Annotated in this window: 22 protein-coding genes; 9 read left to right on the top strand and 13 right to left on the bottom strand. The window is 61.4% G+C overall.

Annotated elements, in window-relative coordinates:
• Window positions 1–519: 519 nt before the first annotated feature.
• The 6 genes from FHX10_RS04100 to FHX10_RS04075 form a co-directional block, all read right to left on the bottom strand.
• A complete protein-coding gene (locus tag FHX10_RS04100) occupies window positions 520–2,007 on the bottom strand; it encodes a right-handed parallel beta-helix repeat-containing protein (protein WP_047610548.1) in 1,488 nt (495 codons plus the stop codon).
• 320 nt (window positions 2,008–2,327) lie between these two features.
• Window positions 2,328–3,542, bottom strand: a complete 1,215-nt coding sequence (locus FHX10_RS04095; protein ID WP_097594251.1) for an ABC transporter permease — start codon at window positions 3,540–3,542, stop codon at window positions 2,328–2,330.
• Window positions 3,543–3,546: 4 nt separating this feature from the next.
• Window positions 3,547–4,686: an ABC transporter permease gene (locus tag FHX10_RS04090; protein WP_063475137.1), complete on the bottom strand. Its 1,140-nt coding sequence runs from the start codon at window positions 4,684–4,686 to the stop codon at window positions 3,547–3,549.
• Complete coding sequence (locus tag FHX10_RS04085; protein ID WP_184389102.1) at window positions 4,683–5,387, bottom strand: ABC transporter ATP-binding protein; 705 nt, start codon at window positions 5,385–5,387, stop codon at window positions 4,683–4,685. Before FHX10_RS04085 ends, FHX10_RS04090 begins: the two co-directional genes overlap by 4 nt.
• A complete protein-coding gene (locus tag FHX10_RS04080) occupies window positions 5,384–6,583 on the bottom strand; it encodes an efflux RND transporter periplasmic adaptor subunit (protein ID WP_244604778.1) in 1,200 nt (399 codons plus the stop codon). Before FHX10_RS04080 ends, FHX10_RS04085 begins: the two co-directional genes overlap by 4 nt.
• 86 nt (window positions 6,584–6,669) lie before the next feature.
• Window positions 6,670–7,776 (bottom strand): helix-turn-helix domain-containing protein, encoded by a 1,107-nt coding sequence (locus FHX10_RS04075; RefSeq protein WP_063475139.1) that lies wholly within the window; start codon window positions 7,774–7,776, stop codon window positions 6,670–6,672.
• 343 nt (window positions 7,777–8,119) lie between these two features.
• On the opposite strand from FHX10_RS04075, the gene msuE reads away from it, so the two are divergent.
• The 8 genes from msuE (at window position 8,120) to FHX10_RS04035 (ending at window position 16,387) form a co-directional block, all read left to right on the top strand.
• Window positions 8,120–8,704 (top strand): FMN reductase, encoded by a 585-nt coding sequence (gene msuE, locus FHX10_RS04070; RefSeq protein WP_097594250.1) that lies wholly within the window; start codon window positions 8,120–8,122, stop codon window positions 8,702–8,704.
• 28 nt (window positions 8,705–8,732) lie between these two features.
• A complete protein-coding gene (gene sfnG, locus FHX10_RS04065) occupies window positions 8,733–9,842 on the top strand; it encodes a dimethylsulfone monooxygenase SfnG (protein ID WP_063475140.1) in 1,110 nt (369 codons plus the stop codon).
• Between the two features lie 112 nt (window positions 9,843–9,954).
• Window positions 9,955–10,866 (top strand): ABC transporter ATP-binding protein, encoded by a 912-nt coding sequence (locus tag FHX10_RS04060; RefSeq protein ID WP_063475141.1) that lies wholly within the window; start codon window positions 9,955–9,957, stop codon window positions 10,864–10,866.
• A complete protein-coding gene (locus FHX10_RS04055; protein WP_063475142.1) occupies window positions 10,866–11,762 on the top strand; it encodes a branched-chain amino acid ABC transporter permease in 897 nt (298 codons plus the stop codon). The genes FHX10_RS04060 and FHX10_RS04055 overlap by 1 nt, the downstream gene beginning before the upstream one ends.
• A gap of 3 nt (window positions 11,763–11,765) precedes the next feature.
• Entirely contained in the window at window positions 11,766–12,812 is a 1,047-nt protein-coding gene (locus tag FHX10_RS04050; RefSeq protein WP_183844642.1) for a branched-chain amino acid ABC transporter permease, read from the top strand.
• Between the two features lie 69 nt (window positions 12,813–12,881).
• On the top strand, window positions 12,882–14,225 hold the full coding sequence (locus FHX10_RS04045) for an ABC transporter substrate-binding protein (RefSeq protein ID WP_063475144.1): 1,344 nt from the start codon (window positions 12,882–12,884) through the stop codon (window positions 14,223–14,225).
• Between the two features lie 108 nt (window positions 14,226–14,333).
• Window positions 14,334–15,113: an ABC transporter ATP-binding protein gene (locus tag FHX10_RS04040; RefSeq protein WP_063475145.1), complete on the top strand. Its 780-nt coding sequence runs from the start codon at window positions 14,334–14,336 to the stop codon at window positions 15,111–15,113.
• A gap of 35 nt (window positions 15,114–15,148) precedes the next feature.
• Window positions 15,149–16,387: an SfnB family sulfur acquisition oxidoreductase gene (locus FHX10_RS04035; protein WP_063475146.1), complete on the top strand. Its 1,239-nt coding sequence runs from the start codon at window positions 15,149–15,151 to the stop codon at window positions 16,385–16,387.
• A gap of 150 nt (window positions 16,388–16,537) precedes the next feature.
• Here the strand turns inward: FHX10_RS04035 and FHX10_RS04030 are convergent, their stop codons facing one another.
• From FHX10_RS04030 to FHX10_RS04010, 5 genes are all read right to left on the bottom strand, one after another.
• Window positions 16,538–17,275, bottom strand: a complete 738-nt coding sequence (locus tag FHX10_RS04030; protein ID WP_063475147.1) for an SDR family oxidoreductase — start codon at window positions 17,273–17,275, stop codon at window positions 16,538–16,540.
• A gap of 266 nt (window positions 17,276–17,541) precedes the next feature.
• A complete protein-coding gene (locus FHX10_RS04025) occupies window positions 17,542–18,138 on the bottom strand; it encodes a dienelactone hydrolase family protein (RefSeq protein WP_063475148.1) in 597 nt (198 codons plus the stop codon).
• A gap of 97 nt (window positions 18,139–18,235) precedes the next feature.
• Window positions 18,236–20,224: a primary-amine oxidase gene (locus FHX10_RS04020; RefSeq protein ID WP_097594417.1), complete on the bottom strand. Its 1,989-nt coding sequence runs from the start codon at window positions 20,222–20,224 to the stop codon at window positions 18,236–18,238.
• 91 nt (window positions 20,225–20,315) lie between these two features.
• Window positions 20,316–20,489: a hypothetical protein gene (locus FHX10_RS04015; RefSeq protein WP_176707371.1), complete on the bottom strand. Its 174-nt coding sequence runs from the start codon at window positions 20,487–20,489 to the stop codon at window positions 20,316–20,318.
• Complete coding sequence (locus FHX10_RS04010; RefSeq protein ID WP_063475149.1) at window positions 20,486–21,937, bottom strand: APC family permease; 1,452 nt, start codon at window positions 21,935–21,937, stop codon at window positions 20,486–20,488. Before FHX10_RS04010 ends, FHX10_RS04015 begins: the two co-directional genes overlap by 4 nt.
• 120 nt (window positions 21,938–22,057) lie before the next feature.
• Between FHX10_RS04010 and FHX10_RS04005 the strand changes: the two genes are divergently transcribed.
• On the top strand, window positions 22,058–23,095 hold the full coding sequence (locus FHX10_RS04005) for an AraC family transcriptional regulator (protein ID WP_063475150.1): 1,038 nt from the start codon (window positions 22,058–22,060) through the stop codon (window positions 23,093–23,095).
• 60 nt (window positions 23,096–23,155) lie between these two features.
• On the opposite strand, the gene FHX10_RS04000 is transcribed toward FHX10_RS04005, so the two are convergent.
• Complete coding sequence (locus tag FHX10_RS04000; RefSeq protein ID WP_063475151.1) at window positions 23,156–23,848, bottom strand: molybdate ABC transporter substrate-binding protein; 693 nt, start codon at window positions 23,846–23,848, stop codon at window positions 23,156–23,158.
• Window positions 23,849–23,891: 43 nt separating this feature from the next.
• Window positions 23,892–24,257, bottom strand: coding sequence for a cytochrome C oxidase subunit IV family protein (locus FHX10_RS03995; RefSeq protein ID WP_063475152.1), 366 nt, complete (start codon window positions 24,255–24,257; stop codon window positions 23,892–23,894).
• Window positions 24,258–24,260 lie beyond the last annotated feature (3 nt).

The following is a 24,260-nucleotide window of genomic DNA, read 5'->3' as shown; positions in this document are numbered from 1 at the left end:
GCCATCAAGAGGGCCTTCATATTGCCTTCACGGCGGTTGGCAGACCCTGTGGGCGGCCTGCCTTGGTCCCGAGAAACGCCTGGCGGTGGCGGTATATTAAAGACTACAACTTATAAGAAAATAATCTACAGAACAACGACCGAAAGGTGAATGAACCGTATCGCAGCTCGCGACCAATGGTCACCGGCGCTGACAGTGAACACCCTTTTGCAGGCTTTCCGGTGCATTTGAATGCAGCTGCGGTTCATTATGAGACACCGCGACGTTCCGCGGGCAAGGACGAGGTCCGCATCCTGGAAGGCGCTGCCTCCGCCGATGCACGACCGGGTTGCAGCTGCGGCGAAGGTTGTGCCCGTTCCGTCGTTGCCTGAATCCGATCCCGTGGCAACGAACAGCCGGCAAAAACTTACGGTTGAGCTTGAAAAAACGCGTCCGCGCCCCGCACGGGGGCTGACGGCTGCTTATGAAATCCCGGAAACTTTCCGGGATTTCTCCTTGTGTCATTGCAGCCTCGCACCCTCAGCCCAGCAAGTTATCCATATGGATGTAGACGGTCAGCGTATCGCCGTCGGTATGGTGCGAGTTTCCGTCGTTGATCCCGTAGCTGAAGGACTCGCTCACATGGCCGTCATGGTCGGGAAGCTTCGTTTCATCGAGCGTGTAGGCATAGTTGCCTTCCCGGTCCACGTGGATGACGCCGTAGTCGCCGGTCAGCGTGAGGCCGTGTTTGCCGACGCTTTCGTCGCCGAAGCGGCGCAGAACCAAGGTGTCGTTGTCAGAGCTGTCGTTTTCGAGAAGATTGCCGCGATGGGCCTCGCCCGTATCGCTGAAGATCTTCAAATTGTCATGGACGGCGGCAACCGCCGGATCCGCGGACGCCTCCGTGACTGCGGCAGTCTTGGCAACCGGGCTCGCCAGCACCGTTTCGACATTGGCGACCGTATGGTTGTTGCTGACGGTGAAGGTGTGCGCGTCGACGATGGACGGCGATATGGCGGTGGCCGTGGTGCCGGTCTCGATCGTATTGTTGGTGAAGGAGCCGGAAGCCGGCCTGTCGACCTTCAGCGCCGCCTGCGAGAGGTCGTCGAAGACATTGTCGTGCACCTTGATATTCGTGCGGGTATAGCTGGTGCCGCTGGCGTCGCTGATGGCAACGCCCCATGCGCCGTCATGAATGTGGTTGCCTGAAATATCATAATCCCGCGCATTGCCCTGATCGCCGAGGCCGACGCCGAAGGACCAACTGTAACCGTGAAATCCCGATATGTCGTTGTCGCGAATTGCGACATTCTTGCCGGCCGGCGCGCTGATGCCGAAGCCGCCGCCGGTGAGCACATTGTCCTCGACCACGGCATCGGTGGCCCGCACCAGCGCGATCACGCCCTTGGGGCTATCGGCGTTCGTCTGATCAAGATGGTTGCCCTTGATCAGAATATTGCTGCTGTCGTTCACCTGCACGGCATCGGCGGTCGAGCCGTTCGCGCTGGTCACGGTGTTGTCGAGAAGCTTGACGCCGGCGACCTTTTCGATCCAGAAGCCGTCGCCCTTGACGGCCGTTATCTTGCTGTCTTCGACCGTGACGTTCGTGCTGCTCCGGAAGGTGACGGCGCCGGCATTTTCCGACATGCCTGTCTTGGCGATCTCGACATTGCGGACCGTCCAGTTCGTGACACTGCCGCCATAAATGCCGGCGGTCCCGGTATTCGATATTTTGAGGTTCTCGATGACGATGTTCGAGGCATAGAGACTGTGAATGCCGTCGCCGCCGCTGTGGATGACGGGCGCTGCCCCCGTCCCGTAACTGCCGATCTTGATCGGCGCGCTTTCGGTGCCGGAATATTTGATATCAAACTGCTCGTTGAACACGCTCCCCTTGGCAAGAAGAACGCTGTCGCCCGGTTTCAGTTTCAAGGATTCCACTTTGGACAAAGTCGCAAAAGCCGAGTTCTGGCCCGTTCCGTTGTTGCGGTCGGAGCCAGTCGCTGAGTTCACATAGTAGATTGTCATATCGCCAATGTTGCCCTGTTCGTCGGATCGCTAAGTCGCCACGAAGATCGACCGGGATCGGCCGATCGAGCGCGGCGGGGGCAACCGTCCACGGCAAGAAGGCGATAAGATGTTGTCAATGGGGCAACTGGCCGGTTCACGGGCCGTATTCCACAGGCAATGGCCTGGGCGCCGCATAGATGGCCGAAAGCTGCAACTTCGGCCTGGAAAACAACGACTTCGAGGCGAATAAATCGGGGACCTGCTGCGCGGGACTTATGTTAGCTCAAGCTGTTTAACATGCGATTCGTGGCTTCGCTTACGCGCAGCGTATTCGCTCCTCACCCCCTCGCCTGCAAAGCCCCCCTCAACGGCAGCCGCGTCGCCGCCAGCGCCGGCAAGGCTCCGCCGACAATCCCGATCGCAAGTCCCAGCAGGCCCGCGGTAAGTACGACGTCGCTGGTAACGTCGAGCTGGAAGGCCATCTTGGTATTGTTGGCGCCCATCGTGCTTGCCCGCCAGCCGTCGAAGGCGAGCCGCGAGGCGAGGATGCCGACGACCGCGCCCACCGACGACAGCAGCACCGCCTCGACCCAGGTCGCAGCGAAGGCCGGCACGCGGGCGAAGCCGATCATACGCAGCGTGGCGATCTCGACGGTGCGGTCGGAAACCGAACTCATCATCGTGTTCAGCGCCCCAGCCGTGGCACCGACCGCCATCAATAGCGCAATCGGCCAGCCGAACAGGCGAATGAGGCTCTCGGTGCGCTCCGCCTGCCCGGCATAGAGATCGGCTTCGGAGACTGAGGTAAGTGGGGCGCCGGGAACCGCAGAAAGGCGCGCGCGCAGCGTCGTCAGCGGAAGAGCGGGATCGCCCCGCCCGTCGAGGCGCACGCGCAGGCTCTGCACCTGCCCCAGCCGGTCGAAAGCCGATTGCACAGCCTCCAGATCCGCCCAGATCTCGGATTCGAAGGCGCTGCCGCCGGAGGTGAAATGCCCCACGACAGTCCATTCGACCGGGCCGAGCCGCACCCTGTCGCCGACCGCAAAGCCGGAGAATTCGTCGGCGATACGGGCGCCGACGACGATTTCGCGGGCGCCCTGGGAAAACAGCCGCCCCTGCGAAAGCGCCGCACGATCGCGCAAGCCGGGACCCAGCGGGTCCATGCCTCTCAGCGACAGCGTCTGCTCCGCGCCGTCGACTTGCCTGACGACATCGACGGGAACGACGATCTCGCGCGACAGCGCCAGCCCGCCCGCGCCATCCCGCACCACGCCGATATCACCGGTCATGGCGGCAAGGCTGCGGATCGCCTCGGCAGGTACGTCAGAGCCGATCTCCTGGTTGGTCCCGCCGCCGAGAATGACGGCGATGCCAGGCGAGCCGGCGCCGGCAAGCGCGGCTTCAAATCCCCGCGCCATGGCGAGAAATCCTGCGAGCACCGCCACCACGAGAGCGACCGAGAGCACCATCGACAGCGAGATCCAGAGCCGCCGCGGCAGGCTGCCGAGGTTGATTCTGATCATGAGAAAGGTCTGCTTGAGCACTGATGACATTGGACTATCTCGATCTGAAGGCATTGACGATGGGCATGCGCATGGCGTTCCAGGCGGGCAGCAGCCCAGTCAGGAGGCCGAGACCCGCAATGATGGCGAGGGATTTCGACAGCACCGACAGACTGAAGACGAGGCCGAATTCAGGCCCGATCAACAGTGTCGCAAGCTTGGCAAGAAGGAGCCCGCCCGTGCCGCCGGCGGCAAAGATGAACAGCGTCTCGCCGAGCACCAGCGTCATGATCCGGCCTTGGGAAAAGCCCAGCACCTTCATCACGCCGATCTCGAAGCTGCGTTCCCTCACGGCAAAGAGCATGGTGTTCACCGTGATCATCAGTATGGTCACGAAAGCCGCGCCGACGACGAGGCCGACAATCAGGCCGACATCGGCGAACTGCCGCAGGAAGCCTTCGAGGAACTGCTTTTCCGATTGCGTCCGCGTCTGTGCCGCCGAATTGGCAAACAGCGCATCGATCCGCGCCGCCAGCACGCCGGATGATACGCCCTCGCGCGGGCGCACCACGAAGGTGTCGACCGTATCCTTGTCTCGCGCCCGGGCCTCATTGATCGTGTCGTAACGGGCCAGCATGAAATAGGTGTCGGTGCTGGCATTAGCTCCCTCGAAGATGCCTGATATCACGAAGCGCCAGTCGCGGCTGCCGTCGGCCCTCATCAGCTGGCTGGTGACGCCGATGCGCTGGCCGACCGACCAACCCTGAGCCTCCGCCAACGCTTTGCCGACGAGCACCCGGTCACGGCCCTCTTCGAGTGCTTCGATCAGATCAGGCGTCAGTCCAAGCTCATCGCCATTGGCAGCGGCGACCGCGCGCGGATCGACCGCGCTGGTCATCACGATATTCTTCTCGACCTCGACGAACCCGCGCATCCGCGCGGTATAGGCAACGGCGGCGACATCAGCGTCCGCAGCGATCCGGTTGAGATAGGCGAGCGGCAGCGGCAACCCGCGGCCCGACTTGTTGAAGACGCCGAGCAGGTTGTCGCTGGCGCCCGCCGCCCCTTGGCTGCCGCCGAGGAAGCTGGCGGTCAGGGCGTAAATCAGGAAGGCGACGCCGACCGAGAACATCAGCAGTGTCGCCCTCAGCCGCTTGCGCCAGGCATTGCGCCGCATGAGCTGGAAGAAAGTCATTGGCCCCTCCCTTGCTGCTCGACGAATTCGCCCTTGTTGAGATGCAACGTGCGCCGGGCAAAGGCGGCGGCCTCGGGATCATGCGTGACCATGATGATCGTCTTCTGAAGCTCACGATTGAGAAAGCCCAGCATCTCCAGGATATCGTTGGCCGATTTCCGGTCGAGATCGCCGGTCGGTTCATCGCAGAGCAGAAGGTCGGGATCACCGACGATGGCGCGCGCAATGCCGACGCGCTGCTGCTGCCCGCCGGACATGCTCGACGGAAACTGCCGCTGCCGGCCCGCAAGCCCGACGAGATCCATGACGGTCTCGACGCGGGCGCGCCGCTCCTTTCGCCCGAGCGGCTTCAAAAGCAGCGGCAGCTCGATATTCTCGCTCGCATTCAGCATCGGCAGCAGATTGTAGAACTGGAAGACGATGCCCATGCCATGCGCCCGCCATGCGGCTCTGGCGCCCTCGCCCATCTGTTCGAGATGACTGCGGCCGATCCTGATCTCCCCGGCATCAGGGCTGTCGAGGCCGCCCAACATGTTGAGCAGCGTCGATTTCCCCGAGCCCGATGGTCCCATGACGGCGACGAAATCGCCGCGCGCAATGGAAAGGTCGAGCCCGGAAAAGATCGGGATCGTCTCCGCACCGATCCTGAATGCCTTCTGGACGCCGCGAAGCGCGATATAGGGCTCTTGCGTATTGTTCATCGCTCTGCTCCTTGCTGATGATCTGTGATATCCGCGGCCTGTGGCCGAACGGTCGCAGCTCCGCCCGCCTGTGAGCCGGAAGCTGTTGTCTCATCCACCACAAGGCGGATGCGCGCGGCCATCGCAGGGCGCATGCCCGGCGGCGACGAAGACAGCGACAGGCGAAGCGTCACCGTTCCCTTCTCCCGCGAAATCATGGGCGCGATCTTCGACACTACGACCGCAAAGGGCCGATCGGGAAAGCCGTCGAGGACCGCCTCACCGGATAGGCCCGGTCGCATCTGCGCGATGTTGGTCTCCGCCACATCGGCATCAATGGCCATGTTTGCCGTGTCGGTAATCACAAGCAGGCTTTCATTCTCCCGCACGCTGTCCTCGCGCGACAGCACGGTGTCGCCGGCATGCGCGGTAAGCCGCGTGACGGTGCCCGATATCGGCGCCCGGACGGTCAGCGCCTCCACCTGCTCGCGCGCCCTGTCGATATCGAGATCCGCCTTGGCCACATTCTGCCGTGCCTGCAGGGCAGCATTCTCGGCAGTGTCGAAAGCAGTCCTCGCCTCCTCCAGCGTCTGCGCCGACATGGCATCGCGCCCGGCCAGCCGCTCGATGCGCGTCAGGGAAGACCGCGCCTGCGCGAGATCGATATTCTTTGCATCAAGCGCCAGTGCCGCCGCCTGCCGGGCGATCTCGGCCCCCCGAAGCGCAAAGCGGGCGCCCGCATCGTCGAGCCGCACCAGCACCTGCCCCGCGGCAACCCTGTCACCCGCCTCGACCTCGACGGTGACGATCCGGCCTTCATATTTGGAAAAGACGGTCGCGGCATCGGGCGCCACGACATAGCCGGAGCCGGTGACCTCCCGGGCCGGCAAGGCCCGAACCGCCGGTGCATCAGCAACAGCCCGCATCCGCTCGGCAGCGGCACCCTCGGCAGGCCCTTGCGTTCCGCCTATTGGTGTCGTCGCCCCGCGCTGAACCGCGAGGCCTGCAAGCACCGTTTCGATGCGCTGCAGCATCTCGGGCCGAGAGAAAAGAACCACCGCGAGCGATGCCGTCGCGGCAAGCGCAAGCATAGCAAGTGGCATCACGCGCCGCCGGGCTTCACGCTCCGGCGGCTCTGTCTTGAAGGCCGCGGGTTCGATCGAAAGCGATCTCAGCTTGGCGGCAAGGTTTCGGTCATGTTCTGATGTCGTGTTCATGCCGACAGAATGGTCGCCGGCTGCAAAACCGCGACCTCGAACACGTTTCCGGCAGTCCTCGATCGCGATTGTGTACGTGGCGTATCTCAGGACGAGGCCGGAGAGCCTCCCACCCCACCCTTCCTCTGCCGCCAGGCAAGCGGTGTCATATCCGTAACCCGGCGGAATTCGCGGTTGAAGTTGGACTTCGTCTGGAAGCCCACCTCGAACATCACCTCGGTCACCGATTTCTCGGTGCCGGCAAGCAGCCGGCAGGCATCGCCGATCCTGTAATCATTGACATATTGCGAAACGTTCTTGTCCATCGCCCGGTTGATCGCCGCCGAGATCTGGCGCGCGGGAATGCCCGCCTTGCGAGCCAGCCGGTCGAGATTGAGATTGGCGTCGCGATAGAGTTTTCTTGCTTCCATCAGCGCATCGACCGTGGCGATGGTCTCCTTGTCCTCGGTCGTTTCGGACTTCGATGCCGTCTCCACCGTCTCGGCCGGCGCCCGGCTTCGGCTGGCCGCCGCCGCCGCAATGCCGAGGATGACGAGGACGGCGAGATTGCTGACGCTGATTAGCGTCACCGCATGCTCGCCATGTGCCCAAGTGAAGTCGAGAAACACGAAAATATCGACTGCCGCCGACAGGCACAGCGCCACCGCCGCGAAGATGATCGCCCGATAGGCCGGCACCGCCCCCTCAAAGGGCGCAAGCCGAAGCGCATCCGCGCCCGGCCGCATCAGAAGCAGGATGGCCAAGGCATACCCGATGAAAACAAGCACCAGCGCGATATCGATCGCCTCCCGCCGGAAGGTGATCAACAAGAGGATGACGGCGGCCGGCGCGGCATGCAGCGCAATCCGCTGCGGCAGCGACCGGCGGCTCGTCCGCACCAGCCTGGATACTCCGGCATAGGCAAGCGGCGGCACCATCGCCGCGATGACAGGCGCGATCATACCCACCGCCTTCACTCCGTAGCCCCAGCGCAAGCCGGAGAGGATGGACAGCAAGACGCTCAGGAGGATCAGTGCCAGAAATGGCCGGTTCGGCGCCGCCTCCTCGTCGCGCTTGAGCACGGTAACGAAGAGGACGAGCAGCAGAAGAGCAACGACGAAGGGAAGCGGAATGAACAGCATGGCCTGGTGGGATCGGAGTGACGAATAGATGCCATCATTGCCGAGATCCTCACTAGGCGCGACCTCCATCATGTTTTAGAACCTGTTTTCGCGTGGGATTTTTGATGACCGGCATGTATTACCGGCCCATCAGGCTCTGAGGCGCACCTTCTCCGACTAACTCCTTCCGCGCGAAAATCTCCACGGGAGATTCGTGAGGGACCGAGGCAAGGACAGCTGGCCGAAGGCCCGAATTCGCCCGGCGGGTGTTGCGGCGACCGCTTTCCGCGTGCCAGCGCCTGCGAAGGCAGATGAAAATATTTCTAAAAATGGATGTTCTTTGGAATTTGATATTCCGATCGCCGGTCAAATCGGATGTCCCACTCGTTGCCAATAGTCTAGTTAATTTATAGGTTTTATGCATTGGAGGATCCCCATGCAAGAACTGCGCATCGTCGGAATATCAGGAAATGTAAAGGCGCCATCCCGCACATCGGCGCTGGTCGCGTCCATCCTTCGGCGCATCGAGTCTGAACTTGGCATCCCTGGACGGCACATTGACCTGGCTGTGTCTGCACCGGTGCTGTTTCGAGCCTTGCGGGCTGACCAACTGGGTGAGGAAGGCGCGGAGATCGTGCGCACGGTTGAGCGCGCGGATGTCCTCATCGTCGGCTCCCCGGTTTATCGCGCTTCATATAGCGGGGCGTTCAAGCACCTGTTCGACCTAGTTCACTATGAGGCGCTGGTCGGCAAACCGGTGATCCTCGCCGCAACGGGCGGAACGCCGTTGCACGGCCTGATGATCGACCATCAGCTCCGGCCCCTGTTCAGCTTCTTCAAAGCGCTGCCGCTGCCAACATCGGTCTACGCGCTTGAGAGCGAATTCGACTCATACGCCATTGCAAGTTCAGACATCCAGAAACGGATCAGAGCGGCCGTGCGGGAACTGGAACTGATCGTTCCGCACGCCAGGACGCTCGCCTTAGCCCGCGCCGAAGAACAATCGCGGCTAAGCGCCTGACAAATTACGAATAAGCACGGAGAGACCGATGTCACAATCGAAGAAAGAACCCTTGAAATTTGCCTACTGGGTGCCGAACGTGTCGGGCGGCCTGGTTATCAGTTCGGTCGAACAACGCACCGATTGGGGTATCGACTACAACCGCAAGCTCGCCCAGATCGCCGAACAGTCGGGTTTTGAGTTTGCCCTGAGCCAGATTCGCTTCACGGCCGGATATGGCGCCGACAACCAGCACGAGTCGGTCTCCTTTTCCCACGCACTTCTTGCAGCCACCGAGAAGCTTCGCGTCATTGCCGCCGTCTTGCCCGGACCGTGGAACCCGGCGCTGCTTGCCAAGCAGATCGCCACCATCAGCCACCTCACCAACGGCCGCGTCGACGTCAACATCGTCTCCGGCTGGTTCCGCGGCGAGTTCGCCGCCATCGGCGAGCCCTGGCTGGACCATGACGAACGCTATCGTCGCTCCGAGGAGTTCATCCGTGCGATCCGCGGCATCTGGACGGAAGACGTCTATAACCTGCGCGGCGATTTCTATCGCTTCACGGATTATTCGATGAAGCCGAAGCCGATCGGCGGCGTTCCGCAGGTATTCCAGGGCGGTTCCTCGCGCGCGGCTCGTGACATGGCGGCCCGCGTGTCCGACTGGTACTTCACCAACGGCAACACGCCGGAAGGTCTGAAGGCCCAGGTGGATGACATCCGCACCAAGGAAAAGGCTTTCGGCAAGACCTGGCGCACGAAGATCGGCATGAATGCTTTCGGCATCGTCCGCTCCTCGGAGAAGGAAGCGCAGGAGGTCCTCCAGGAGATCCTCGACAAGGCCATTCCCGAGGCGGTCAAGGGTTTCCACCACGAGGTTCAGAATGCCGGGAATTCCTCGCCGGAGCGCGAAGGCAACTGGGCGAAATCAACCTTCCAGGATCTGGTGCAATACAACGACGGTTTCCGTTCGAACCTGATCGGCACGCCGGAGCAGGTGGCCGAACGCATCATCGGTCACAAGCGGGCGGGCGCGGACCTCATTCTGCTCGGCTTCCTGCATTTCCAGGAAGAGGTGGAATATTTCGGCAAGCACGTCCTGCCGATCGTCCGCGAACTGGAAGCGATCGAAGACCAGCGGCTGGAAGCCGCCGAATAACGGCTTCCTTCACAAACTGAAAAAGCGAACGGCTCCCCATTCCAGGGGAGCCGGATGGCGGCGTGCGTCTTCAGGCTGGGCCTGCGGATTTCTGCGCATAACGGAGCAGACGATGGTGAATGCGCATTACACGGCACTCGATGAGACTTCTACGGTGAGGGAATATTCCCCGCTGCCGGTGTCCGGTCAATCGAGCCGTAGCGTGGCGACTGCCGACAGCAATGCGCTGAGCCACCCGCCCATATTGGCGCTCGCGGGCATCACGCTCTCCTTCGGCGGCGTCACGGCGATCTCGAATGTCGATCTTGCGGTCCAGCCGGGCGAGATCCGCGCGATCATCGGCCCTAACGGCGCCGGCAAGAGTTCGCTGATCAACGTGATTTCAGGGCAATACCGGCCGGATGTCGGCCATGTCAGCCTCAATGGCAAGACCTATGCGCAGGTGCCGGCGCAGAAAGCCGCGCGGCTCGGCATCGCCCGCACCTTCCAGAATCTTGCACTGTTCAAAGGGCTGACGGTTCTCGAAAACGTCATGACCGGCCTGACATTCCAGCGCCGCTCGACCTTCATCGGCCAGGCGCTCGGCTCGCCCCGCGCGCGCCGCGAGGAGCGCGAGGCGCGTGAACGGGCACGGCAAGTCATCGACTTCCTGCATCTCGGCCATGTGCATGACCGGCTTGCCGGCTCGCTCCCCTATGGCCTGCAGAAGCGCGTCGAACTTGCCCGGGCGCTAGTGCCCGATCCGCAGATCCTGCTGCTCGACGAGCCGATGGCCGGCATGACCGCCACCGAAAAGCAGGAAATGGCAGGCTTCGTCCGCGCCGCGCGGGAGGGTTACGGCACGACGATTATCCTCATCGAACACGATATCGGCGTGGTCATGGGGCTTTCAGACCGGATCGCCGTGCTCGACTACGGCCGCAAGATCGCCGACGGCACCCCGGCCGAAGTGCGCGCCGACCAAGCCGTCATCGACGCCTATCTTGGCGTTACCCGCGAGGACCAGGAAGAGGCGGACGCGTAATGGAAAGCTTCGACTATCTCTTCTTCCTCGAGGTGCTGACTGGCGGACTGCTCTCCGGCGTCATGTACTCGCTCGTCGCGATCGGTTTCGTGCTGATCTACAAGACCTCGGGCGTCTTGAATTTCGCGCAAGGGGCGCTGCTCCTGTTTGCCGCCCTCACCTTCGTCTCGCTGGTCGAGCGCGGAGTGCCTTTCTATCTGGCGCTTGCCCTTACCTTCGCCATCATGGTGCTGCTGGGCATCGGCATCGAACGCGCGGTGCTCCGACCGCTCGTCAACAAGCCGCCGATCACGCTGTTCATGGCGACGCTCGGGCTTTCCTACATCATCGAGGGTGCTGCCCAGCTTCTCTGGGGCACGCAGGTCCATGCCCTGGAGCTTGGTATCGAGGATGTGCCTTTCGAATTTTACGGAGTCTTCATCTCGCAGTTCGATCTCTTCGCCTCGGCCGTCGCAGCCTTGATGGTCATCGGACTGACGCTCTTCTTTCGCTATACCCGGGTCGGCCTGACCTTCCGCGCGGTGGCGGACGACCAGTTTGCGGCACTCGCCGTCGGACTTCGCCTGCCGCGCATCTGGGCCACCGTCTGGGCAACCTCGGGCCTCGTCGCACTGGTCGCAGGCCTTCTCTGGGGCGCGCGCAGCGGGGTACAATTCTCACTCTCGCTCGTGGTGCTGAAGGCTCTGCCAGTGCTGGTGCTCGGCGGTTTCGATTCTATCGCCGGCGCCATCATCGGCGGCCTGCTGATCGGCGCCTCGGAAAAGCTCGCCGAAGTCTATATCGGCGAATATTTTGGCGGCGGCATAGAGGGCTGGTTCGCCTATGCGATCGCGCTGGTCTTCCTGCTCATCCGCCCCTCCGGCCTGTTCGGCCAGAAGCTTGTGGAAAGGGTCTGAGCCATGGCTGCCATCACCTCCCAACCCGTCGTTTCGGCAAAACTTCCAGGCTGGATCGCGCCGCTTGCCATCCTCATCATCGCCTTCGCCGTCGTGCCCTTCATCGGCTCGAGCTATCTCATCGAAGCGCTGCTGCTGCCGTTCCTGGCATTGTCGCTGGCCGGCGTCGGCCTCAACCTGCTCACCGGCTATGCCGGGCAGGTATCGCTCGGCAGTGCTGCCTTCATGGCCGTCGGCGCCTTTGCCTCCTTCAATTTCAATCTGCGTGTCGAAGGCCTGCCGCTTCTCGTCTCCATCGCGCTCGCCGGCGGTATTACGGCTGCGGTCGGCATCGTCTTCGGCCTGCCAAGCCTGCGGCTGCGCGGCTTCTATCTCGCGGTTTCCACGCTTGCAGCACAGTTCTTCGTGCAGTGGGCACTGACCAAGTTCGGCTGGTTCTCAAACGACAATCCGTCGGGCGTGATCGACGCGCCGAAACTCACTATCGCCGGCATCGATTTCGACAGTTCGACTGGGCGCTACTATTTCTCGCTGATCGTCGTCACGGTGCTGACTTTCTTCGCCTGGCGTATCGCATCCTCCCAGACCGGACGCAACTTCATCGCCATTCGCGACAATGAGACGGCGGCCAGGATCATCGGCGTGCCGGTGCTGCGCACCAAGCTGCTCGCCTTCGCGCTTTCCTCCTTCATCATCGGGATCGCTGGCGCGCTCTGGGCCTTTGCCTATCTGCGCACAGTGGAGCCGGCCGGCTTCAATCTCGACCGTTCGTTCCAGATCCTGTTCATCATCATCATCGGCGGGCTGGCGACGATCCGCGGCGCCTTCCTGGGCGCGGCGTTGATGGTGGTCTTTCCTGTCGTACTGTCGCGGGTCGGATCGTTCCTCCTCGGCGATCTGTTCGATTCAGGCGTGCTCGACATGAGCCAGCGCATCGTCATCGGCACACTCATCATCGTCTTCCTGATCCTCGAACCCGATGGGCTCGCGGCGCTCGGAAGGCGGCTGACCGGACGGTTCAGGCCCAGCACGCCAGAACCCCTCGGCTGAGCTGCCACATCATCATCTTTGAACGCATTGGAACACCGGCATAGCCGGTCAACAGAGGGAGTATGTCCAATGAAAAATCTGAAAACCACAGTCAAGGCGGCGGTCGCAGCGCTCGCCATCATCGGTGGGGTCGGCTTGGCGCCGGCCCATGCCGATGAACAATATTTCCCGCTGCAGAGCTATCGCGTCGGGCCTTATGCCGCCGGCGGCACCGGTTTCTTTGGTGGCTTCATCGACTACCTGAATCTGATCAACACCCGCGACGGCGGCGTGAACGGCGTCAAGCTCACCTGGGACGAATGCGAAACCCAGTATGAGGTCGAGCGCGGCGTCGAATGCTACGAGCGCCAGAAAAGCCATCCGAACGCGGCAGCCTGGAACCCGCTTTCGGTCGGCATCGCCTATGCCATGATCGACCGCATCACCAATGACAAGGTGCCGCTGATCACCGTGAACCATGGCCGTACCGACTCCACCGACGGGCGCGTCTTCCCCTACGTCTTCCCGCTGCTTCTCAACCCCTATTCGGAAACGTCGGGTATCGTGAACTACCTTGCCTCTAGGGAAGGTGGTCTCGACAAGCTCAAGGGCAAGAAGATCGTCGTGCTCTATCACGGCTCGCCCTATGGCAAGGAAACCATTCCGATCTATGACTTGTTGGCCGAGAAGTATGGCTTCACGGTTCAGCAAATCGAGGTGCCGCATCCCGGCAACGAGCAGCAGTCGCAGTGGTTGACGATCCGTCGTGCCAAGCCGGATTACGTCGTCCTGCGCGGCTGGGGCGTGATGAACCCGGTGGCGTTGAAGACCGCGGCCAAGGTCGGCTTCCCCGCCTCCAAGATCGTCGGCAATGTCTGGTCGAATTCGGAAGAAGACGTGATCCCCGCAGGCGAGGCGGCGGTCGGCTATACCGCGATCACCACCCAGGCTTCAGGCCAGCAGTATCCTGTCCTGCAGGAGATCGTGAAGACGCTCTACGATCAAGGCAAGGGTAATCTCGAAGATAAGAAGCGCATCGGCTCGGTCTACCACAACCTCGGCATCGTCAATGGCATCCTGAATGTCGAAGCGATCCGCACCGCACAGGAAAAATTCGGCAAGCGTACGCTGACCGGCGACGAAGTGCGCTGGGGCTTCGAGCACCTGAAGCTCGATGAGGCCAAGGTCGCAGCACTGGGCGCCAATGACCTGTTCCACTCCATCAACGTCTCCTGGGACAACCACGAAGGCGATGGCTATGTGACCTTCCAGCAATGGGACGGCAAGAAGTGGAACGTCGTCTCCGACTGGATCGCGCCGGACTGGAAGCTGCTGCGTCCGATCATCGAAAAATCCTCGGAAGCCTACGCCAAGGAAAAGGGCATCAAGCTGCGCACAGCGGCCGATGCCGAAGGCACCGTGACCACGAACTGACGATGTGAGGGATGGCGCAAGCCGCCATCCCTCATTCCATAACCCGGTGCGGCAGATCGGTTTGCCTGCGCCGGGCCTCTCTCGCTGATTGGCTTTGGAACGAACGACATGTCCGACGAAACGATCCTTCTTGATATCAACTCCGTGCACGCCGTCTACAACAAGACGATCAAAGCCCTGAACGGCGTGAGCTTTCAGCTACGGCGCGGAGAAATCCTTGCCCTTCTCGGGTCGAATGGCGCGGGCAAGACGACGGCACTGAAGGCTATCTCGAACCTGTTGCCGGCCGAACGAGGCCAGGTGACGTCGGGCACGATCCGTTTCGAAGGCCGCGATGTGCTCAGCGAGAAGCCCGCCAATCTGGTGCGATCGGGCCTGGTGCAGGTGCTCGAAGGGCGGCATTGCTTCAAAAGCCTGTCGGTTGAGGAAAATCTTATCTCCGGCGGCCTCGGGCGTTCATCGTCCAGGCGCGAGATCGCTGCCGACCTCGAGCGCATCTATGCCATTTTCCCCCGGCTCAAGGAAAAGCGTCGTACAGCGGCTGGACTTACTTCAGGCGGCGAGCAGCAGATGACGGCGATCGGTCGCGCGCTGATGTCGCGGCCGCGGCTGCTTGTTCTCGACGAGCCCTCGATGGGTCTGGCACCCCTCGTGATCAAGGATATCTTCCGTTCGCTCAAGGCGCTGAACCGGGAGGATGGACTTTCCATCCTGGTTGCCGAACAGAATTCGACGGTGGCGCTTCAGTACGCCGACCACGCCACCGTCATCGAAAACGGCGTCGCCGTGCTGTCGGGTTCCGCCGCCGAATTGCGCAGCCGTGACGACATCAAGGCTTTTTATCTCGGGGAAAGCGCGGCCTTCGCCCACAGCAGGCCGGCGGCCTGATCCATTCACATCCATCACGCAGAAGGGAGACCAAAATGAACGTCATTGCCAAAACAGACAGGGTTGCCGTACCCGGCGTCAAGCGGCCGGAAAAGCCTGCGCATATCATCAAGGGCGACGCAGAAGCGATCGCGGTCGCTCACCGGCTCGCCGCGGAGTTCGTCAAGGGTTCCGCAGATCGTGACCGCGAGCGGATCTGGCCGGCGGAAGAATTGGATGCCTTCTCGCAGAGCGGACTCTGGTCGATCAATGTGCCCAAGGCGTTCGGCGGACCGGAGGTCTCCTACGTCACGCTCGCAAAGGTGGTCGAGATCATCTCCGAGGCAGATTCGTCAATCGGCCAGATCTCGCAGAACCATCTCGGCGTCGTGGCGGCAATCCGTACGGTTTCAGACGAAGCGCAGCAGGAACTGTTGTTCGGCGAAATTCTCAAGGGCACCCGCTTCGGTAATGCCTTTTCGGAATTCGGCTCCAAACGCGCGGTCGATTTTGAAACCAGGTTTGTCGACCATGGCGACCACGTCGTGGTGAACGGTCAGAAATTCTATTCGTCCGGCGCCTTGCTTGCCCATAAGGTGCCGATCGTGGCGCTCGATGACGAGGGCCGCGCCTGGTACGCGATCGCCGATCGCGATGCGCCGGGTTTGACTGTCATCGACGACTGGTCGAGCTTTGGCCAGCGAACCACGCTGTCGGGCACCGTCATCCTCGACAATGTCAAAGTCGACAAGGCGTGGCTGGTGCCCGGTTACAAGGGCTATGACAGACCGACGGCCGACGGCGCCATCTTCCAAATCATCCAGGTTGCCGTCGATACCGGCATCGCATCGGCAGCGATTAAGGAGACGATCGATTTCGTCCGCACCAAATCCCGCGCCTGGGTCGATAGCGGCCTCGACCATGCCTGGGACGATCCTTACACGATCCAGGCGATCGGAGGACTCCAGCTCAGGCTGCATGCGGCTCAGGCGCTGCTCGATAAAGCCGGACTTGCAATCGACCGGGCGGTCGCCAATCCCAATGCCGATACCGTGGCGGAAGCCCAGGTCTTCACGGCCGAGGCCAAGATCCTCTCCACCGAGATCGCTATCGAGGCGACCAACAAGCTGTTCGAACTGGCGGGCACCCGCTCGACGCTTGCCGAGCACAATCTCGACCGCCATTGGCGCAATGCCCGGACGCATACGCTGCACGATCCGGTACGATGGAAATACTCGATCCTCGGCAAGTATTTCCTCAATGGAGAGAAGCCGCCGCTGCACGCCTGGAGCTAAAAGGGCTGCCATTCGCACTTCGAAACTCAGAATATTTCAGTGGCGAGAGGGACCTCATCGCCACTGTCCTGCTATCCTTATATGTCGAGAGCATCCAGTGACCGCGGCGTTTCGGATTGATCTGCTCCCTGGAATATAAGCGGTCTTAGGTTAGCCGCCGTTCAACCGCTCGAACATCGCTTCGCCATGCTTGCGCGTGTGGACGGCGGTGCCGACCAGCAGTTCGTGCTGGTCATTCTCCAACTGGGCAAGTGCGTCCGTGGCGAATTCCTCCGGCGACATCATGTATTGCCGCTCCGCACTCGCTGCCCGCACGCCACCGCCGAGATTGGTGTCGACCATCGGCGGGACCATCTCGACCACCCGCACGCCCGTCGCCTTCAACTGGTGACGAAGCGACAGCGTGAAGGAATGGAGGGCGGCCTTGGTCGCACAATAGACGGGAATGTCGGCCTTCGGCGTAAACGCCAGTCCCGAGGTGACGTTGACGATGACGGCGCTGGGTTGCCGCTTCAGCATCGGCAGCAGCTCGCCGATCAGTTGGATCGGCGCGGCAAGGTTGATGGCTATCTCCTGGTCGAGATCGGCCACGGCCTGATCATCGTCGAAATGCCTGACGTACTGCACCCCGGCATTGTTGATCAGCATGTTGAGGTCGGGATGGTTGTTTTCCAGCCAGCCCGACAGGCTGTCACGATTGTCGAGATCGGTGACGTCGCAGACCCGCGTTATCAGAGCAGGCACGGCCGCCTGCGCCCTGTCCAGCGCCTCCCTGCTCCTGCCGCAGATGATGACGCGATTTTTCCGTTCGGAAAGTTGCTTGGCAAGCGCCAGCCCGATGCCGCTTGCGCCGCCGGTGATGAGAATGGTGTTGTCCGTCAGTTTCAAGTCGAACGTCCTTCTATGTTGACATGAAGGTGCGCCGACAAAGGTTTCAGAGTTCCCGGCGGACACACCTACGAGACCGGCAAGCCGGCTGCGGTGTCGCGGTTACCCTGAAAGGAGGAGTTGCCGCCCGATGGGCGACGGCCGGGCTACCATCCGACCAGCACTCTTTCGACGGAATTTTTATAAGGCAGATTTTGCTTCGATGGCAAGTGGCGACGATGGCTGTGCCGAACTGCTGCGCTCAGCCGCATCCCTGCCCTCCAGCCTCATCCAGACGTGTCGTCCAAGGAGTCCAGGAACGCGAGCACTCGGCTGGTGAGGAGCGCGGTCGCATCCGCGTCATAGGATGGAAGCGAGCTGTCGGCGAAGTAGTGCTGATCGCCGGGGTAGAGGAAAAGCTCCGCCTTCTCGACCTTTTCCACAATCTCGCGGGCGGCGTCGATATCGCCCTCGCCTGCGAAAATCGGGTCGTTGTCCATACCGTGGATCTGCACCGCGACACCATCCGGCCATGGTCCGAAGGCCCACTCGCCGCTGATCGGCAGGCAGGAGTAGAAGAGGAGCGCCCCACAGGCCCCAGGCCGCGTCTGCGCCAGCTTCTGCGCCGGCAGCACACCGAATGAGAACCCGCCATAGACGAGCTCGACCGGCAGTTCGTCGGCGAGGCGGACGCCACGCTCCCTGACAGCGTCGAATCCGATTTCACCGATATAGGCGAGGCCTTCTTCGATGCTGGGGAAGGTACGCCCGTCGAACAGATCAGGCGTATGCACGATGTGGCCGGCTGCCCTCAAAGCGTCGGCGAACGCATGCACACCCGGGGTCAGCCCCTGTGCGTGGTGGAATAACAAGACCTCAGCCATACGAAGCCTCCGGATGGGATGATCGGGCGCACATTCGGCAACTCTACCGGGTCATCGCCTCGTCGGGAAGACGTCAGTCGCAGGCCAGTCCCATACTCTAGGTGTGGCAGCAGGAATCGTTCCCGCTGTCATCGGGTGAAGGCTGCAGGCGATTGTCGACACTCTCCTCGTTTCCACCAGGCGGCAGGTCCATGGCGATGTTGGATGCGAAAAAGCCGTTCGGTTTCAGTGTGAAGCCTGCATATTCCACCGGCATGATCGGAAAATCCTCGGGCTTGCAGACATGGGTATGACCGAAGGAATGCCAGAGCACGATATCGGCATTCTCGATTTCGCGGTTCTGCTTGACATAACCCGGCAGGCCGTCGCCGCCGGCATGCACATTTGGATAATCACCGCTCGCATATTTCTCCCTGGCATCGAAGGCCGTGACCCAGATGTGTTTCTTGGCGAAGCCGCCGCGCTGGGCAACGGTCGAATCCGGCTGGGCAAGCATGACCGGTGACGGCATGACGACGATCTTGTAGCCCGGCGTTTTGCCGACGCTGTTCTGCATGTTGGGGTTGGAGACTTTCCAGTAGCGGCCGGTCTCGCCATTGGCGAGTGCAGGCGAATCGAGTTCGCGCTTCAATACGCGAGTCCTGGTATCGAAGACATTGCCATAGGGATTGTCTTCACCCCAGGGACGCGGCACGAACTCATGCTCGGTCACGGTGTTGCCATCGCCATCGACATCCATATGCAGGCGCGCATTGAAGAAATGCTGGTGGGTCGGACCGCCGAGATTGTCATCGACCATACCGCCCCATGGATAGGTTTCGCCGGTCGCGACCGCCGCCGTCTGGATGATGCCGGTGAGCTTGGCTTCGAGCTGGATCGTGCCGTCCTGGTAGAGATACCAGTAGAAGCCGTAATCATAGTTGCCGACGGTTGCGAAGAAGGAGATGACGAGACGGCGGGAGCGGCGCACTTCGAAAATACCGTTGCGGAATTCGTAATGCTTCCAGAGGATGCCGTAATCCTCCTCATGCATGCAGATGGCGTTCTTCATGATGAAAGGCTGGCCGAAATCATCGGCCGCCGGCACGTCGAAATAGTGAATATGGCCGAGGCAGTCGCAGCCGAGTTCGAGGCTGTTGGCCAGGCGCCCGAGGCCGTATTCGCCGGCATCGAAGGCGCTCTTCCAATAATGGTTCGCGGTCGGATCGGCATAGGGCACGACCATTTCGGTGACACTGGCGCGAAAGACGACGGGCCGCAGCCTGCCCTGATCCTTGATGCCGAGCTCATGCAGAACGAGGCCCTCGCGCGGGGTGAAACCGACACGGAAACTCCAGTTCTGCCATTCGACTTTCCAGCCGTCGACAGTAAAACTCGGCCCTTGCGGCTGAACGATATGCAGCGGCTTGAGATCGGGCCGGAGTTCCGGGAAGGTTTCGCGGCCATAATTGCGCTTCTTCCGTGGAACCGGAATGATCTTTTCATCGTCGACGAGATCGACCACTCGGTTGGCGATCAGGTCGACCACCGCCACCACGCCCTCGATCGGATGCGCATAGCCGTTGTCGCGGATATCCTCGCGCCAATAGGACACGGCGCGGACGATGCGCTTTCCCTTCTCGAATTCGCGGCCAAAATAGCCGGAGGAGAAAGGATCAATCTGGATGAGCGGAATGTCCTCGTCGGTAATGCCGCGCTTCTTGACGGCAGCGATCCAGCGCGGATCGGATTTGACGGTGCCTTCAACGGTTTCGAATTCGCACAGCATGACCGGCGGCTGGCCGTAGGGCAACTCGTCGAGAGGCAATCTTATATAGGAGGACACCTTGCCGGCGGTCAGGTCGACGATGCCCTCGAAGGTCTCGCCGTTGCTGATATCCATGGCCAGGATGAAGGCGAGGCGCGGCAGACTGTTGCCCAAGCGATGAGTGGCAAGATCCGCCTTGGTCGGCTCCTCCAGCCGGGTTATCGGAAAGCGGAAGGTGGCTGCGAGTTTCTGCGTATCCTTGAGTATGGCAACGGCAGAGGCGATCTCGGCAAGGCTCAGAGGATCGAGCGGATGGGTGACTGCGACAACGGCGTCCATGAACATACCTCTTTGATTTAGGCCTCTTTGATTGTGGGCCTCTTGGCTTCCGGAAAGACGACGCGCCTTCGCGCGTCGCAAGCTGCGGTAATCAGGATCGACCGGAGCAGATCTGCATCTCGGTCATCATCGCCTCTGCGTGAATGCAAAACACCGAGCAGAAAACATGCGCCTCAACGGCAACCAGCAAAGTTGCGCCGGCAAGGATCGCGATCGCGAGAACCAGAAGGCGATCGACGGGTGCAAGTTCAGCAATGGCACTCATTCGAAAGCCTTTCCGAGCGAGGCGTAGAGAGCGGGCTTGGATCTCTTGACCTGGATTGCAAACAGCGCTCCGAGAATGCCCACCAGCACCATGACATAGGGGAAAGCCTTGACGATCAGGCTTTCGCTGCCGGAAAGCAGGGAAAGATTGGAACTGACCAGCACCAGCGAACCCATCAGGCCGAGCAGCGCCAGCGCCGGGGCGATCATCGTGGTCCAGGCGCTGTAGCTGTTCGGCGTCTTGCGGAAGAACATGATGATCGCGACGGAGACCAGCACCTGCACCAGCAGGATACCGATCCCTGCAAGCGCTGCCATCCACGAGAACACCACGGTGTAGGGATCGGCGCCGAAGATGACGAACAGGGCAAGGACGACGGCCGCGATCAGACTTTGCAGCAGACCCGCGGCATAGGGTGAGCCATGCTTGGCGTGAACCTTGCCAAGTACCTTGGCGGCCAGGCCTTCCCGGCCGAGGGCGAAGAAATAGCGGTTGAGCGTATTGTGGAAGGACAGGATGCAGGCAAACAGGCTGGTGATCAGCAGCACGTTCATCACCTGGCTCGACCATGCGCCAAGCACCGAATTGGCGGCAGCGAAGTAGAAGCTGTCGAGGCCGGCAGCGGCAGAGGCCTGCACATTGCCCGGACCGTAGAATTGCACGATGGCCCAGGTGGAGAAGGCGTAGAACAGGGTGATGAGCAGCACGGCAACATAGGTGGCGCGGGGAATGGTCTTTTCGGGATCTTCGGCTTCCTCGCCGAAAATGGCCGTGGCTTCGAAGCCGATGAAGGAACCGATGACGAAGACCAGCGCCACACCAAGACCTGGCGTAAAGACCTGCGATGGAGCGAAGGAGGAGAAGGTGATGCCTTCCGGTCCGCCGCCTGAAAAGACGATGGCAAGATCGAGAACCAGCAATATGGCGATTTCGGCGATCATACAGACGCCAAGGATCGCGCCTGAGAAGGCGATATTGCGCTGACCGCAAACCAGCACGACGACGAGTGCCGCGAAGGCCCAGGCCCACCACGGCAGGACGAGCCCAAGCGGCGCCATGGCGTTGGCCATGAAGAAGCCGAACAGCCCATAGATGGCGATCTGAACCGCGCTATAGGTGACCAGCGCCATGAAGGCGCCACCCACCCCGGCCGGCTTACCGATGCCATGGGTGATATAGGTGTAGAAGGCCCCCGCCCCGCCCACATGCCGGCTCATGGCGGTGAAGCCGACCGAGAAGAGCAGGTAAAGCAGGCCGGCGAGCACGAACGCGCCGGGAACGCCTGCGCCATTGCCAAAGGCAAAGGCGGCCGGTGAAGCGCCGACGACGGCCGTGAGCGGCGCGGCCGCGGCAACGACGAAGAACACGATATGGGCAAGTCCCACCGAGTCCTTGGCCAGACGACGCTCCGGCGATGACGGCGCGGGCATGCTTGCTTCCAGTGTCATGGAGGAACCCTCTTTGTTTGTTGTTGCCAAGAGGGTAAGCGCAGCGATCTGGCCTCGAAATTGCAGTTTATGCCAATGAATCGATAATTCGCGCCACGACGGTCACCGGAGACGCTGAAAATGGCAGTTGCACCGCATTTGATCAGCCGGATGCCCGCAGTTGCTTCGATTCGAGCCTCTGTCTTGATCCCGCTGGTGCAACAAATCGATAAAAGATCCGGGAAAACCGACCTTCTTCTGGCTTCGCACGGCATTCTGCGCTCGCAACTGGAAGATCCCTACGCTGTCCTGCCCATGGCGCGTTATGTCGCGCTGTTCGAGGATGCCGCGACGATAACAGGCGAACCGGCACTCGGAGCCCGCATGGCCACCGGTTTCAGGCCCGCCGATCTCGGCCCCATCGGCATGCTCTTCGCGCTCTCGCCGAACATTCGCAGCGCTTTCGAACGGCTGTCCAAATATGTGAACGCGTTGCAGGGCGCAACCAGTTCCGGCGTATTCGAGGAGAATGGCGATTTTGTCTGGAGCTACCGGATCGTCGACCCCAGCATGTGGCCGCGCCGGCAGGACAGCGAATTCACGATTGCCGCCTCCTGTCAGCTCGTCCGTTCGTGCTTCCGCCGAGGCTGGCGACCGATCGAAATCCAGCTCGAACATCACGCCCCACGCGATGCCGGCGTGCTGGAACGCATCTATGGCGCGCCCATCCTGTTCGGCCAATCCGGCAACCGCATCGTCATGAACAAGGCGGATGCCGATCGTGTCCACCGCTCGGAAGACAAAAGCCTGATCGAAATCCTGGAGCGGCACATCGGCGATCTGGTCAACGAGCCGGCGGCCGGCGAAGCTGTCAATGAAAAGGTCCAGGCCCTGATCGGCATCTATCTTGGCCGCAAACCGATCACGGTCGCAATCCTCGCCGCCGAACTGAAGATGTCGCCGCGAAGCCTGCAGCGTCGGCTGTCGGAGGAAGGCGTGTCGCTTCGCGATCTCGTTCGCCAACACCGCCAGACACTCGCCGCCCATTATCTCGGCGACCGACATGCCGCGCCGATGTCCGAGGTGGCGCGTGTGCTGGGTTATGCAGACAACACGGTGCTCTGGCGTGCGCTGCGGTCCTGGGAGAAGAAAGGGAACCACTCATCTTCGATCGATTGAACGAGGATGTACGGCAACGGAGATTGCCTGTTCGCCTCACCGCTGCTTATCAAGGAGTTTTCAGCAGCGCTCAACGCCCTTTGCCGCCAGGAGGTCGTCAACGGCTGTCGACGTCAGAAATTCCGACAATTGCCTCGTGGCTTCCGCGTCCGTTGCATCGGCGCTGATGCCGATGGCGAAGTCGATATAACTTTGGAGTTCTGCCGGAAACGGGCCGACAAGCATGACCTCGGGAGCGGCGGCGAGGATCGACGTCACGGGAACGACGCCCAGCTCGGCTTCCCCACGACCGACGGCCGCCGCCGTCTGCCCTCCGGATATGGTCACCAGCTTGGGCTTCACCTCATCGGCTATTCCCAGGCGTTCCAACAGACCGGAGAAATAGCCGCCACTGGTTCCGTCACTGGCGTAGGCGATCGATCCGGCGCTCTTCAACGTTTGTTTGAATGCTTCCACGGACCCTATGTCGAGCGGCGGGCTGCCGACCTTGGCAGCCACCCCCATTGCGATCCGGCCGAACGCGACCTCACTCCCCGCCCTGACTTTCCCTAGGGCTGTCAGTTCCTGAACCAGATTCGGATTGGTGATGACGAGGTCGAAGGGTTCGCCAGCTTCGATCTGCTTCTTGACGACAGGATTGAGCTCCCACTTGAGCGCAACTCTGTGCGCTGTGGCCGTTTCGTACCGGGATATGAGAGCAAGGACGGCGGGTCGAACCGCAATAGCGCCAAAAAGACGGACTTCCCGAGTCATATCAGAACTCCGCCTCTGATCTAACGATCTTGTCCAGCAGACCCTACGGCCCCGCCCCAAAAAACGCCAGCCGCGTGAAGATCGTATAGTCCGCTTCCGAAACCATCAACGCGACAAAAACCAGCACCAGCAGCGGCGGCAGCAGGATGGCGTAGACCAGCGCCAGCCGTTCCCAGGCCATGTGCATGAAGACGGCGACGATCAATCCGGCTTTCAGCATCATGAACACCAGGATCAGCGTCCACCTGAGATAGCTCTGGACGCCAAGATAATCGACCATATAGGACGCCGCGCTGAGCACGAAGAGCAGGCCCCAGACGAAGAAATAGAGCCCGATCGGGTGCTGCTGTCCGCTGTGTGCCTGTGCATGCGCCGTTTGGACTTGTGCATGCGCCGTTGTCTCGCTCATGAC

Origin of the sequence: Rhizobium sp. BK591 (genome assembly GCF_014195045.1) — a bacterium.
Taxonomy (GTDB): Bacteria; Pseudomonadota; Alphaproteobacteria; order Rhizobiales; family Rhizobiaceae; genus Rhizobium; species Rhizobium anhuiense.
The sequence above is the reverse complement of the archived record's forward strand: the minus strand, read 5'-3'. Positions and strand labels throughout refer to the sequence as shown.

What these genes read in the sequence shown, in the direction of transcription:
- FHX10_RS04100 (WP_047610548.1), bottom strand. Translation starts at nt 2,007, where the DNA reads ATGACAATCTACTATGTGAACTCAGCGACTGGCTCCGACCGCAACAAC.
- FHX10_RS04000 (WP_063475151.1), bottom strand. Translation starts at nt 23,848, where the DNA reads ATGACTCGGGAAGTCCGTCTTTTTGGCGCTATTGCGGTTCGACCCGCC.
- FHX10_RS04045 (WP_063475144.1), top strand. Translation starts at nt 12,882, where the DNA reads ATGAAAAATCTGAAAACCACAGTCAAGGCGGCGGTCGCAGCGCTCGCC.
- FHX10_RS04010 (WP_063475149.1), bottom strand. Translation starts at nt 21,937, where the DNA reads ATGACACTGGAAGCAAGCATGCCCGCGCCGTCATCGCCGGAGCGTCGT.
- FHX10_RS04085 (WP_184389102.1), bottom strand. Translation starts at nt 5,387, where the DNA reads ATGAACAATACGCAAGAGCCCTATATCGCGCTTCGCGGCGTCCAGAAG.
- FHX10_RS04005 (WP_063475150.1), top strand. Translation starts at nt 22,058, where the DNA reads ATGGCAGTTGCACCGCATTTGATCAGCCGGATGCCCGCAGTTGCTTCG.
- FHX10_RS04075 (WP_063475139.1), bottom strand. Translation starts at nt 7,776, where the DNA reads ATGATGGAGGTCGCGCCTAGTGAGGATCTCGGCAATGATGGCATCTAT.
- FHX10_RS04080 (WP_244604778.1), bottom strand. Translation starts at nt 6,583, where the DNA reads ATGAACACGACATCAGAACATGACCGAAACCTTGCCGCCAAGCTGAGA.
- FHX10_RS04060 (WP_063475141.1), top strand. Translation starts at nt 9,955, where the DNA reads ATGGTGAATGCGCATTACACGGCACTCGATGAGACTTCTACGGTGAGG.
- FHX10_RS04090 (WP_063475137.1), bottom strand. Translation starts at nt 4,686, where the DNA reads ATGACTTTCTTCCAGCTCATGCGGCGCAATGCCTGGCGCAAGCGGCTG.
- sfnG (WP_063475140.1), top strand. Translation starts at nt 8,733, where the DNA reads ATGTCACAATCGAAGAAAGAACCCTTGAAATTTGCCTACTGGGTGCCG.
- FHX10_RS04040 (WP_063475145.1), top strand. Translation starts at nt 14,334, where the DNA reads ATGTCCGACGAAACGATCCTTCTTGATATCAACTCCGTGCACGCCGTC.
- FHX10_RS04015 (WP_176707371.1), bottom strand. Translation starts at nt 20,489, where the DNA reads ATGAGTGCCATTGCTGAACTTGCACCCGTCGATCGCCTTCTGGTTCTC.
- FHX10_RS03995 (WP_063475152.1), bottom strand. Translation starts at nt 24,257, where the DNA reads ATGAGCGAGACAACGGCGCATGCACAAGTCCAAACGGCGCATGCACAG.
- FHX10_RS04050 (WP_183844642.1), top strand. Translation starts at nt 11,766, where the DNA reads ATGGCTGCCATCACCTCCCAACCCGTCGTTTCGGCAAAACTTCCAGGC.
- msuE (WP_097594250.1), top strand. Translation starts at nt 8,120, where the DNA reads ATGCAAGAACTGCGCATCGTCGGAATATCAGGAAATGTAAAGGCGCCA.
- FHX10_RS04035 (WP_063475146.1), top strand. Translation starts at nt 15,149, where the DNA reads ATGAACGTCATTGCCAAAACAGACAGGGTTGCCGTACCCGGCGTCAAG.
- FHX10_RS04025 (WP_063475148.1), bottom strand. Translation starts at nt 18,138, where the DNA reads ATGGCTGAGGTCTTGTTATTCCACCACGCACAGGGGCTGACCCCGGGT.
- FHX10_RS04095 (WP_097594251.1), bottom strand. Translation starts at nt 3,542, where the DNA reads ATGTCATCAGTGCTCAAGCAGACCTTTCTCATGATCAGAATCAACCTC.
- FHX10_RS04020 (WP_097594417.1), bottom strand. Translation starts at nt 20,224, where the DNA reads ATGGACGCCGTTGTCGCAGTCACCCATCCGCTCGATCCTCTGAGCCTT.
- FHX10_RS04055 (WP_063475142.1), top strand. Translation starts at nt 10,866, where the DNA reads ATGGAAAGCTTCGACTATCTCTTCTTCCTCGAGGTGCTGACTGGCGGA.